Source organism: Glaciecola sp. G7-5 (assembly GCF_055808975.1).
The window spans coordinates 908,750-920,822 of sequence record NZ_CM147892.1; the positions used below are offsets into that span (position 1 = coordinate 908,750).

At 42.5% G+C, this 12,073-nt stretch carries 13 protein-coding genes; 3 read left to right on the forward strand and 10 right to left on the reverse strand.

Translation table 11 applies throughout. The features are described 5' to 3' along the window. Nucleotides 1-34 precede the first annotated feature (34 nt). Nucleotides 35-1,153, reverse strand: coding sequence for a zinc-binding dehydrogenase (locus AC0L6H_RS04065; RefSeq protein ID WP_473392762.1), 1,119 nt, complete (start codon nt 1,151-1,153; stop codon nt 35-37). Nucleotides 1,154-1,376: 223 nt separating this feature from the next. Between AC0L6H_RS04065 and AC0L6H_RS04070 the strand changes: the two genes are divergently transcribed. The 3 genes from AC0L6H_RS04070 (at nt 1,377) to AC0L6H_RS04080 (ending at nt 5,400) form a co-directional block, all read left to right on the forward strand. Then, a complete protein-coding gene (locus AC0L6H_RS04070; RefSeq protein ID WP_473392763.1) occupies nt 1,377-3,425 on the forward strand; it encodes an amidohydrolase family protein in 2,049 nt (682 codons plus the stop codon). A 98-nt stretch (nt 3,426-3,523) separates the two neighbouring features. After that, the gene (locus AC0L6H_RS04075) at nt 3,524-4,570 is read left to right on the forward strand and encodes a hypothetical protein (RefSeq protein WP_473392764.1); all 1,047 of its coding nucleotides are present in this window, start codon (nt 3,524-3,526) and stop codon (nt 4,568-4,570) included. Nucleotides 4,571-4,785: 215 nt separating this feature from the next. Beyond that, a complete protein-coding gene (locus tag AC0L6H_RS04080; protein WP_473392765.1) occupies nt 4,786-5,400 on the forward strand; it encodes a hypothetical protein in 615 nt (204 codons plus the stop codon). Between the two features lie 127 nt (nt 5,401-5,527). Here the strand turns inward: AC0L6H_RS04080 and AC0L6H_RS04085 are convergent, their stop codons facing one another. The 9 genes from AC0L6H_RS04085 to AC0L6H_RS04125 all read right to left on the reverse strand — a co-directional run bounded on the left by AC0L6H_RS04085 (nt 5,528) and on the right by AC0L6H_RS04125 (nt 12,015). Then, the gene (locus AC0L6H_RS04085) at nt 5,528-6,994 is read right to left on the reverse strand and encodes a helicase HerA-like domain-containing protein (RefSeq protein ID WP_473392767.1); all 1,467 of its coding nucleotides are present in this window, start codon (nt 6,992-6,994) and stop codon (nt 5,528-5,530) included. Between the two features lie 172 nt (nt 6,995-7,166). Further along, nucleotides 7,167-8,183: an ACR3 family arsenite efflux transporter gene (gene arsB, locus AC0L6H_RS04090; RefSeq protein ID WP_473392768.1), complete on the reverse strand. Its 1,017-nt coding sequence runs from the start codon at nt 8,181-8,183 to the stop codon at nt 7,167-7,169. 10 nt (nt 8,184-8,193) lie between these two features. Next, on the reverse strand, nt 8,194-8,913 hold the full coding sequence (gene arsH, locus AC0L6H_RS04095; RefSeq protein ID WP_473392769.1) for an arsenical resistance protein ArsH: 720 nt from the start codon (nt 8,911-8,913) through the stop codon (nt 8,194-8,196). Beyond that, nucleotides 8,913-9,383 (reverse strand): arsenate reductase ArsC, encoded by a 471-nt coding sequence (locus tag AC0L6H_RS04100; RefSeq protein WP_473392770.1) that lies wholly within the window; start codon nt 9,381-9,383, stop codon nt 8,913-8,915. Before AC0L6H_RS04100 ends, arsH begins: the two co-directional genes overlap by 1 nt. 16 nt (nt 9,384-9,399) lie before the next feature. Next, complete coding sequence (locus AC0L6H_RS04105) at nt 9,400-9,735, reverse strand: metalloregulator ArsR/SmtB family transcription factor (protein WP_473392771.1); 336 nt, start codon at nt 9,733-9,735, stop codon at nt 9,400-9,402. A 147-nt stretch (nt 9,736-9,882) separates the two neighbouring features. After that, nucleotides 9,883-10,641 carry a Sir2 family NAD+-dependent deacetylase gene (gene cobB, locus AC0L6H_RS04110; RefSeq protein ID WP_473394460.1) on the reverse strand — a complete coding sequence of 253 codons (759 nt, stop codon included), beginning with the start codon at nt 10,639-10,641 and terminating at the stop codon, nt 9,883-9,885. A gap of 487 nt (nt 10,642-11,128) precedes the next feature. After that, nucleotides 11,129-11,437: a hypothetical protein gene (locus tag AC0L6H_RS04115; protein ID WP_473392772.1), complete on the reverse strand. Its 309-nt coding sequence runs from the start codon at nt 11,435-11,437 to the stop codon at nt 11,129-11,131. 51 nt (nt 11,438-11,488) lie between these two features. Continuing rightward, nucleotides 11,489-11,677 (reverse strand): hypothetical protein, encoded by a 189-nt coding sequence (locus AC0L6H_RS04120; protein WP_473392773.1) that lies wholly within the window; start codon nt 11,675-11,677, stop codon nt 11,489-11,491. Next, the gene (locus AC0L6H_RS04125; RefSeq protein WP_473392774.1) at nt 11,674-12,015 is read right to left on the reverse strand and encodes a class IIb bacteriocin, lactobin A/cerein 7B family; all 342 of its coding nucleotides are present in this window, start codon (nt 12,013-12,015) and stop codon (nt 11,674-11,676) included. Before AC0L6H_RS04125 ends, AC0L6H_RS04120 begins: the two co-directional genes overlap by 4 nt. Nucleotides 12,016-12,073 lie beyond the last annotated feature (58 nt).

The window sequence follows — 12,073 nt, forward strand, 5'->3', positions numbered from 1 at the left end:
TCTGCCAAAAACAGCGCTACGCTTATAAGCTAGATTACTTGCTTGGGTTAATTAAAAATTTCTCGCCCGTCTTTTTAGCGTTATAACGTGCAATGTTCTTGGGCTCAAGCGCATCTAGCAACGAAATCTCTTCGCTAAATTCAAGTGCGAAAGTGGTATTAATCTCATTCGCTACGCGTTTATGCAGCGCCAACACTTCTTTTATTTCGAGCTTGCCTAAGAAACGCATCAGCAACCAACCACCTATATTCCAAGTCATGCCATAAGCACGATTTAGCACTGTAGGGCCAAAATCTAAACCACCATAGATATACACTTGTTTATTGTCAGGCGAACCATAAGTATTAAAACCAATCGCATCTTTACTACCCACCATTTCCATAGCACTTAAAATATCACTAACCAAATTACCGCCGCCAATTGCATCGAATGCGAGGGTGGCACCGGTATCGTCTATAGCCGCATATAAGTCCTTTTTAAAACTTTCGCTACTTGAGTTCAGAACATACTTAGCGCCCAATGCCTTTAACATCTCAACTTGCTCTGGTTTACGTACAATATTGACTAGGCTTATGCCTTCCTCAATACATATTTTATTAAGCATAATACCTAAACTAGAGGCAGCTGCGGTATGCACCAGCGCGCTATGCCCTTCACGACGCATAGTTTCAACCATACTTAATGCCGTTAGTGGATTCACAAAAGATGAGGCCGCTTGTTTGGGCGTCGTTCCTTCATTGTGGACAATACAAGCTTGTAAAGGTACACAGCTATATTGTGTATAGCATGCACCCGTTAATACAGCGACTGTTTTGCCTATGAGCGCCTGTGCTTGCGGACTATCGCCAGCGGCAACAACGGTGCCTGCACCTTCATTGCCAATGGGTAATTTTTGATCCAAGCGCGGTTTAACACGCGACACCATCCCAGGGAAAAGCGGTGCACTGAGGGTATTGCTTTGCTCATCAAAGCTAGCTTGCTCTAGATTAGCTGGCCCAAACATCGGCCACATATCAGAAGGATTTATTGGCGACGCTTCAATTTTAACAACAACTTCATGGGGCTTTGGTGATGCTACTTCTACTTCATCTAGTGAAAGTGTTAGCGTACCATCTGAGGAAATATGGGTGAACAGTTGCTTGCTTTTATTCATAGGGTTCTCTAAATGTAGTTAGTGTTTAGTCAATAATATGGAACAATAGCTAAATTAGCATGTGATTCAGCTGCAAACTAGTCACCGCTTATGTTGGCCAACTATCATCCAAATCTATCTGACAGCGCGAGCATTTACAGACTTATCTCTAGCCCCTCAAGACAAGTATCAAAAGGTATGTAATACTCACCGCAGACCAATTAAAACAATAAGATGATCAATTATGCGTAGTGTTCGCCCAAGCCATCCAATGATTTGTGCTTTGTTGCTCCTAAGTACTTTGTTAAGTGCGTGTTCTGTTGCTGAAAATGAATCAACAAGCTCTGAAAAGTTTGACGTATTGCTTGGTGGTACCAACGTTGGCAACCTAGTGGTTGTTAGAGAAGGAAAAAACTATGAAATTGATTATGGTTTTAGCAACAACGGACGCGGTGCGAGCAGCGTTGAATCTTTGAGGATCTCAGACAAGGGCTTGCCGGTTTCTTGGTCAATAGAAGGTAAAACCGTATTTGGCAACGCTGTAGATGAGTACTTTTCTGTTGAAGGCGAGCGCGCAAGTTGGCGCGCGAGTGATGGGGAAGGTAACGCAGCGTATAGCGGCAATGCCATATATGTTGGACAAAGCCCAAGCCCATATGCCCTACATATTTATGCCAAAGCTCTCCTGAATGACCCAGACAATAAAATCCCCGTTCTACCCGGCGGTGAATTAAGTATTACGCCAATTCAAGACCTAAGCGTCACCAATGCCAGCACAGGCCTTGAGTTGGCGGCAAAAGTCTATGCAATCAATGGCATTGACTTAGACCCAAGTTACATCGCACTGGATGCAGAACAAAAAATGCTGGCTATTTTATCGCCTCGTTTTGCCGTGATTCGTGAAGGCTACGAAAATGAAGACAGCCGTTTACGTGAACTTGCTGCCTCCTTAAACGCCACAAGGTTTGAAACCATTGCGAAAAAAGTCACGCATAAGTTCAACAAGTTGCTAAGAATCAACAATGTACGTATTTTTGACCCTGTAAGCTTGAGCCTAAGCAAAAAACAATCGGTAGTAGTAAACACTAACCAAATTGTGGCGATTGAAGATGTAGTGAGCAGCGAATCACCCGATGAAATACTGATTGATGGCCAAGGCGGTACCTTAGTGCCTGGTTTGTTTGAAATGCATGGCCATATTAGCGACAACGACGCCTTATTGAATGTCATGGCAGGCGTAACCTCGGTACGTGATATGGGCAATGAAATAGATGTGCTTGACGCCTTAATAGAGAAAATTGACAACAACACGCTAATTGGGCCGCGGATCACAAAAAGCGGTTTTATTGAAGGCAAAAGCGAATTTTCTGCGGCTACTGGCGAATTAGCCACAAGCAAGCAAGAAGCCATTGATTTAGTCAAGATGTATGGTGAAAAAGGCGACTACTTTCAAATTAAAGTCTATAGCTCTGTGAATGGTGACTGGGTTGCTGATATGGCCACTGAAGCTAAAAAATATGGCATGCGGGTGACTGGTCATATACCCGCTTTTTCAAACGTTGATGAGATGATAGCAGCCGGTTACGACGAAATAACGCATATTAATCAAGTCATGTTAAGTTGGGTGCTAGAGCGTGAAGAAGATACGCGCACCTTGTATCGCATTACCGGTATGAAACGCTTCGCTGACCTAGATTTGAACAGCGAAAAAGTGCAAAACACCCTCAACACTATGATGGAAAAAAACATTGCTGTGGACCCTACCTTGGTGATCCATGAATTTGGCTTAACCTCACGCAATGGCGAAACTCGAGTAGGCACTTTAGATTATATTAAAAACATGCCAATAGGCGTGCAAAGGCAAGCTAAACAAGCCCTACTGAATGTGGAAAATGAGCAAGAAGATACGGCCTACTTATTTGCTTTTGAAAAAATAATGGACACCCTAACCCTTATGCACGAAAAAGGCATTTTTATAGTGCCTGGCACCGATCTTGGTGGTGCCTTTGAACTGCACAGAGAACTTGAGTTATTTCAACAGCTTGGAATGACAAATGCCGAGGTGCTTAGGCGTGCTTCTTACGACATGGCTAATTATTTAGGTCAAGGGGATAAACTCGGTAGTATTGAAGTTGGCAAGCTTGCTGATTTCTTTTTAATACCCGGCAACCCTTTAAATGACCTAAGAGCAATCAAAACCATAGCTATGGTGGTAAAAGATGGCAATGTTTATTACCCATCACAGGTCTATCCCGAATTTGGTATAAAACCTTTTGTTGATTTTCCAAACTAAGACCACGGAGAAAAAATAAGCCTAAAAAAGCGATAAAAGCTTTATAAAAGAAATGACTTTGCCGATATAAGTAATCACGCGGTGTAATAGGTAAATACGTGCTTACTGGCGAAAAATACAAGTCCAACCTGATTAAAAACTCGGCTATATTAACAACAGCGGTTGCTGTGGTTGGCGCGAGCGCGATGTTTATCTTGGGCAATCAAGCACTAGAGTTAACTATGCTTGCCATCTTCAACTGTATTTTGCTATCCATCGTGACGGTCTTTGTTTGCTATTTCCCCCGAGCTAAGTTCAATAGCATATTATTCATTGGGGGTGTTTGTGTAGTATTGTGTCTTTCTATCACCTTTTCTGGTGGCATTAGCAGCCGCTTTACCGTATTAATGCCTATTATCCCGATTATGATGTGTTTAATACTAAAAAGAAAACTGGCCATTGTGCTGACCGGCATATTGGTGGTTTATGTGGCATACATTGGAATTTTTGCTGACAGTATTCCTGATTTCGTAGGTGGTTCGTTAGTCGAAAAAGAACGCTTTGCAAAAACACTTTGGCTGATATTAGCCTTAATACTTCACCTTACCTTTGGGCAAGTATTCGTTAACATAATCGATAAACTGACTATTCGGCTAGAATCAAGTATAGAAGTCGACCGTAAAACCGGTCTTTATGATGTCGAAAACACCCTAGAATTCGCAAACAAAATACTCCATAAGCTACGTGCTAACAAGACTTCCAACCGTTTGTTATCAATTATGATTATTGAAGCGACCTTGCTCGAGAATAATAGCGAAAACGAATACAAAACAGTATTGGATAACCTCGCAATAAGTTTGCAAAAGAATATCGACGGCGCATCTTCGATGATAGGCCGACTTTCAGATAATTCCCTTTTAGTTTGCGTAGAAGTGGGCTCAAATGAAGAAGCTAAAACACTGGTAAACATATGGTTAGATGCCTTCGCTAGAAGACTCAAAAACTCAAAGCCTTATGTTGGGACTAACATCGGGCTTATTTCCGTAAGTGGTAGCATTGATGTGGATGTTGCTAGTCTTCAATTGTTGGCATCTAAGGCCTTAGATAAAGCCAAGCAAAGAGGTATCAATCACGCGCTTGACTACGCAGAAATGCGAAATATTTAACACTAGATTAGTTGATAAAAACTACCGAAACTTAAAAAATTACCACCGAAAAATCAGCTATTTCGCTTGCAAATTATTTGCGGGCGCACAGTTTACATCTTATTATACTCTGCGCTCAAATGAGTAGTTAAAAAGTACTTAGGCAAGGCGAACACACATGTTAGCAACTTTCATAACATTTCTTGTTTTTCAACATTTTTTTAAACGGAATTTATATGCGTAGAACTCTTATTCTTACAAGCTTACTTGCTGTATTTAGCACAGCATCATTTTCACAAGACAACGCTGATGTACTAGGTTCATGGGCATTTTCTGGCTATATTGGGAGCGCGAATATCGACTCTGAAGCCGCCTCGGTTGAAGGCGTAGATACGACGGCCCTAGCAGTAGGCTTATATGGTGACTATCGCAAAAGCGATTGGGTCACCTCGGTAGGTTTTGATATTTTAAGCTACGATGACAACGACGCGTTCACGCAACTTGTAGAAGGTGATGGTTTATTTAATAACGGTGATATTTCTTCAGAGAGCTCTGAAGCGACAGGGGTAGCCTTAAGTGTGGCAAGCGGTATCGAAATGCGTTTTGGGGAAGAAAACAAAGGCTCAGCCAGCATTCAAGGCGGTTATAGCCTTATGGTCTCCTCAGAACGTAGCATAAGCTATTGTTCGAACTGCTATTCTGAAGATATAGACATCGACGGCGGCGCATTTATCATGGGTAAAGTAAATTATGAGATAGGAGCGGTAACCATGGGCTTACAGCTTCGCCAGTACTTAAGCGGTGATGGCATCAAAAATCTAGCTGCCATTCAAATATCAACTCAGTTTTAAGAGCTTATTGAAGGGGCAATTTATTATTGCCCCTTTGTTGGCTACATATTAGTAATTAAATAATCAGGCGCAATCGCATGTTATTGACAGTGAGTGCGTAAAGCGAAGTTCACTTGAAGCAGTTTAGTTAGCGCTTGAACAATGAGCCTAATACACCACGTACCAATTGTCGGCCAATTTGGCTGCCAATGGCTCGACTAATGCTTTTCATAAAAGATTCGCCTACACTTTGGCGGCTGCTAGCACGTTTTTTTGGAGCGCTAGACTTCTCTTGAGCTTCCTTTTCAGCTTCGCGCTCGGCATTTTCCTGTGCTTCTAATGCGCGCTTGGCTAGCATTTCATGGGCCGATTCTCGGTTAACCGCGGTCGCATATTTGCTACGCGTTGGTGAGCGAGTGATTTGAACTGCTCGTTCTTCAGTGTTTGCAGCACCAATACGCGAATGAGGAGGGCACATGAGGGTTCTTTCAACTGGCGTAGGTGCGCCATTCTCATTTAATGTGGAGACTAGTGCTTCACCCATGCCCAATTGCGTAATAACTTGTTTAGTATCAAAAGCCTCATTGCTTCTAAAGCTGTCGCTTACCGCGGCTAAGGTTTTTTTATCTTTGGGGGTAAAAGCGCGCAGTGCATGTTGAATTTTCATGCCTAATTGACCAGCAATGTCTTCTGGAATATCTAAAGGACTTTGGCTAATAAAATAAATTCCAACTGACTTTGAACGAATAAGGCGAACGACCTGCTCTATTTTATCGATGAGTTCTTTTGATGCGCCGTCAAACAATAAATGGGCTTCATCAAAGAACATCACGAACTTGGGTTTGTCCAAATCACCGGCTTCAGGCAAGGTTTCAAACACCTCAGATAGCAACCACAGTAACACCGTAGCATAGAGCTTAGGCGATTTATGCACTAGTTGACTCACGTCAAATACGTTTAAAAAACCATTTCCTGACATATCGCATTGCATCAGGTCCATAATGTCTAGCGCAGGCTCACCTAAAAACTCGCCAAAGCCTTGTTCTTCCATCACCATTAAACGTCGTTGAATGGCGCCAATACTCGCTGATGCAATATTGCCATATTGTGCTTTTAAGTCTTTTGCGTTGTCGCCCATGTAAGTCAGCATAGATACCAGATCATCTAAATCTAGTAACAACATGCCGTTGTCGTCGGCTATTTTGAAACAAGCGTAGAGCACACCAGACTGCGTCTCATTAAGCTCCAACAAATTAGATAAGAGTAAAGGGCCAATTTCACTTACCGTAGTGCGAATAGGCTGACCTAACTTTCCAAACACGTCCCAAAACACAACCGGATTAGCACCAAAAGCATGGTTTTGTTTACCAATAAAAGACAAGCGCTCCGTTATTTTTGGATGCTCACTCCCTGAACATGCTAGCCCAGACAAATCACCTTTAGCATCGACGAGGAAAACCGGTACGCCACTTCTAGAAAACTGTTCACTTAAGGTTTGTAGGCTTACCGTTTTACCTGTACCCGTTGCTCCAGCGATTAAGCCATGACGGTTAGCCATCTTAAGATTGAAAGTGACCTGCTCTTTTCCATTGCCGCCTAACACTATTGATTCCATAACGCGCCTTAGTCTATTTTTGTTGTTTATCTATTATATTATTAACATGACCATATGCACTCACAGTGAGCTTAGTGAATGAGTTTTAGCATAATTAAGAAACGATTGGTAATCATAAACAACGCTAATATGCAGTCAATGCACGAGACCTTAGTCGCCCTTCTCAGGCGTATTAAGCAAACCAATGTCGCGTTCTGTTGGCAAACCACACCAATGACAGCATAACCGGCACTTCTACCAATACACCTACCACAGTCGCAAGCGCTGCGCCTGAATGCAGTCCAAATAATGAAATTGCTACAGCAACCGCAAGTTCAAAGAAATTAGAAGTACCAATCATGCAGGCAGGAGCCGCCACATTATGTGGCAGTTTCATGCGCTTGGCCATGTAGTAAGCAATTGCAAAAATACCATAGGTTTGAATCAGCAAAGGGATCGCAATTAGCACAATGGCTTCAGGTTTTGACATTATCGTGTCGGCTTGGAAGCCAAATAACAAAGCAACTGTCGTAAGCAAGCCGATAATCGACCATGGCTTCATCATGGCAAGAAAGCTATCGATTTTTGAATGATCGTTTCCGTTATCGAGCTTTTTGCGCGTAATCGCACCAGCCACTAAAGGGACTAAAACATATAACAACACAGACAACAATAAGGTATCCCAAGGGACCGTAATGTCCGTAACGCCAAGCAATAAACCAGCAATAGGCGCAAAGGCAAAAATCATAATAATGTCGTTGATAGAGACTTGCACTAGGGTGTAATTCGCATCGCCTTTAGTCATTTGGCTCCACACGAATACCATTGCGGTACAAGGGGCAACACCTAGTAAAATCATTCCTGCGATGTATTCGGTTGCTGTTTCAGGGTCAACCCAATCGGCAAAAAGCACTTTAAAAAACAGCCAGCCTAAAAAGGCCATTGTGAAGGGCTTTATCAGCCAGTTAACAACTAAGGTCAACACCAAACCTTTGGGTTTTTTACCCACATCTTTTATCGAAGAAAAATCTATTTGCACCATCATTGGATAAATCATTAGCCAAATCAGCACCGCAATAACAATATTTACGTGTGCAAACTCGAGTTTAGCGATAACTGCAAAAATATCAGGTACTGTGGTACCAGCAATGATCCCCACAATAATGGCAAGACCAACCCAGACCGACAAATAACGTTCAAATAAGCCCATAATTATCTCCTTAGATTGTCTTTTGATTAACGCGTTGACTGACTTGTTCAGCCGTCTCAACTCGTTCAGAATAGCGGTCAACAAAATAGTCTTTACTGTCTCTCAACAATAATGTGAACTTCATTAGTTCTTCCATTACATCAACAATGCGATTGTAATAGGGAGAAGGTTTCATACGCCCGTCCTCATCAAACTCTAAGAAAGCCTTTGCAACCGAAGACTGATTAGGAATAGTGACCATTCGCATCCAACGTCCCAATACTCGCATTTGGTTTACCGCATTGAATGATTGTGAGCCACCGCAAACTTGCATGATAGCGAGTGTTTTTCCTTGTGTTGGACGTACACCCCCCATATTTAATGGCACCCAATCGATTTGGCTCTTTAGAATGCCGGTCATCGCACCGTGACGTTCTGGTGAACACCATACTTGGCCTTCTGACCACATCATCAACTCATGCAATTCTTTAACTTTAGGGTGGCTACCATCATCGGTGTCGGGCTGCGGTAATCCTTTGGGATCAAAAATACGTGTTTCTGCCCCAAACTCAGTGAGCAAGCGAGCGCTTTCTTCAACAGCTAATCGGCTAAAAGAGCGCGCGCGCAGTGATCCGTATAAAAGCAATATTCGTGGTTTGTGCGCTGAGGTATTAATGCTCATTTTATCAATATTAGGAATATCTAAGAGAGCCTTATCGACGTTAGGCAAGTGCTTATCATTTGTTGCCATTAGTGCGCACCTATTTCGGCCAAGGCTATTTTTAGGGCTTCTTTATCTAATTTTTGTTTAGCAATTATTTGTAGCTTTTTAACACGCTCGGCTATTTCGTCAATACAGGCTAAAAATGCTTGCTCAATTTGTGTTTCGTCGCCCTCTATTTTAGATGGGTCACTCAAGCCCCAATGCACTTTTACGCTGTTGGTAAAATATAACGGGCACGCTTCACCTGCGGCAGAATCACATACGGTAACTACAACATCGGGTTTAAAGTTTTCAAAGTCATCCCATGATTGGCTTTTAAGACCATCTGTAGCGTAGCCAGTTTGCGCAAGATACTTTAGCGACAATGGGTGTACTATGCCAGCAGGCTGACTGCCAGCACTTTTAGCGTCGATTACATCACCTGCAATTTGGTTAGAAATGGCTTCAGATAGAATGCTTCGGCATCGGTTGTGAGTACAAATATAAAGAATTTTCATGGGTATTGGCCTTAAATTAACAACAAGAGAGGGTAGACGACTGCGAAGCAAGTAACTTCTGTAACGCCGCCTTGAAATAACTATCATTGGACTCGGCCGCTTTTAGGATAACGTCATGAGCCCAAGCAGGAAGTGCTGGATGCAATTTATAAAAGACCCATTTACCGCGCCTTTCATCAATGAGAATTTCGCACTTTCGCAGTTGCGCTAAGTGACGAGAAGTTTTGGGCTGGTCAAGCTCAAGTGCTTGCATAAGATCACATACGCAAGCTTCTCCGGTTTTTGCAATTAAAAGGAGTGACTTTAGCCGAGTATCATCCGCAAGGCATTTAAAAAACGTGCATGGGTTCATAGTATTCACATATGAAAAATAACATATGTGAAATATCGCATGCAACTAAATCTAATTCAACTTATATTTACACACACTTATCAGTTTATGTAATAAGGCACCTATTAAGCCCTCGCTTTTGGGCAAAACCGGCTGATATAGCGTGTTTTAGTAAGTGTTTTTAGTATGTAAAATCTCGATGAGTTCATCTACAAAACGTGGTACCAAGCTTGAAGCTAAACCATAGTGACATTCGCTAAACGCGCTTTGGCCTTCACTCGGTTCAAGATTGAGCTCTAGCGAATAAGCGCCTGCTTGATTCGCGATTTGAACAAATCCAGCGGCGGGATAGACATTTCCAGAGGTACCAATAGACACAAACAAGTCAGCTTGTGATAAGTGTTTTTGAATATCGTCCATATGGTACGGCATTTCACCAAACCAGACTATATTTGGACGCATCGCTAAACCAGGTTGGCAGCAGCTACATTTTGTTTGGTTGTTTAAATCATGCTTGATGCTAACCGCCTTATTTGACACTGGGCACTTAGCAGACAAAATTTCACCGTGCATATGAATGACCTCGTCAAACCCAGCACGTTCATGCAGATCATCAACGTTTTGGGTTATCAAAACGACGTTTTCTTGCATAACCTTAGCTAGCTTTGCCAAGGCTACATGAGCCAAGTTAGGACGCACATCAGGACCGAGTAATTGCTGACGGCGCGCATTGTAAAAGCTATTGACTAGCGTTGGGTTAGCAATAAAAGCGTTGGGTGTGGCGACTTCTTCAACGTTGTGATTTTCCCATAAACCATTGTTATCCCGAAATGTTTTTATCCCTGACTCTGCTGAAATACCAGCGCCAGTAAGGATGACCACTTTTGGATTCGCTATTGCCTTGAGATGAGGAATTACCTCAAACATATCAACACCTTCTGAATTGATTATACGTAGTAAACTTACAGCAAAACTGTCATTATTGCCCAGCAACCGCATCGATTTTTTGGGTATCATCCGCGTCGTTCTTGCATATCATCCGCGTCGTTCTTGCTCATCACCCGCGTCGTTCTTGCTCATCACCCGCGTCGTTCTTGCTCATCACCCGCGTCGTTCTTGCTCATCACCCGCGTCGTTCTTGCTCATCACCCGCGTCGTTCTTGCTCATCACCCGCGTCGTTCTTGCTCATCACCCGCGTCGTTCTTGCTCATCACCCGCGTCGTTCTTGCTCATCACCCGCGTCGTTCTTGCGAAGGCAAGAATCTCCAAAATTACACGCTAATAAACAGTATACTTCTATTGGATTTACTATGCTTTTTAGGGGATCTTCGCCTTCGCGAAGAAGACAGTTGCTGCAAAAACGCTGAAACGCGAATCTTTCGGCACAAGCAATGCAAAGCCCTTTTTAGCGTATTACTCTTCCATATATTTTATTGTGTAATAAAGAACAAAAAAACACACTACACCCAACACTATACCCAACAAGCCTAGACGAAAGCTAACTATGGAAAAGAAAAGCAACAGTTGACACCATAAAAAGAATTTACCATAACGGTAAAGCTTATTTTTAAAATCAGCGCTCCCCAAAAAAAGCAAAGTTGAGGATAACAAGCCAAGCAGGCCAACAGGATAAAACTCGCTCGATTTATTTGCAATCAACAGTGATAAAGCAAAAAACAAAACTGCAACACTTAAAAAGACTGCCTCAAATTTTCGATTCACATCCTCTCCTTAAATAAGGCTATCAAGTAAACTCGATAACCTTTTATTAAATTAGCTTTGAGTATATATATACGCGTCGACCGCAAACCACACAACTGCAGCTGCCGTTCCAATACCAGAACCCATTAAAAAACCTCTCGCAATATTTTTTGCAATAATACGAGCTCCGCTTTTTACAATGGTCGCTTTAGAGGCGCCAGCTGACACTTCATTTATTTCTGAAAAGCTTAATTCTCTCATTCTTCTGCTCCAAATATGCCGTGATAAGCAGAAGTTAAGCCCAGCATGGTAATTGTGCCAGATGTGATAATACCTAATGAGATACCGGTAACTTTTGCAGCAAAGCCAACAGCAGGGGGAATAAGAAACACCACGCCGCCGTTTACATTTGCTAATTCTTCAGTAGTTAATTCAAGTCCATTTTTCATCATATAATCCTTTATTGATTCGACTAACAGAATTGTTACGTCAAGTGTATTAAAAAGTATTTTGCTGTATTTGTCACCTAGACCAAAGGCCAGTTTCTGAATGTGGTTGGTGGTATTGGGGGTGTTTTTGGGAGATATTTGCCTTCGCAAATATGACGGTGGGGGGGCAATGATGACGGTGGGGGGGGCAATGATGACGGTGGAGGGG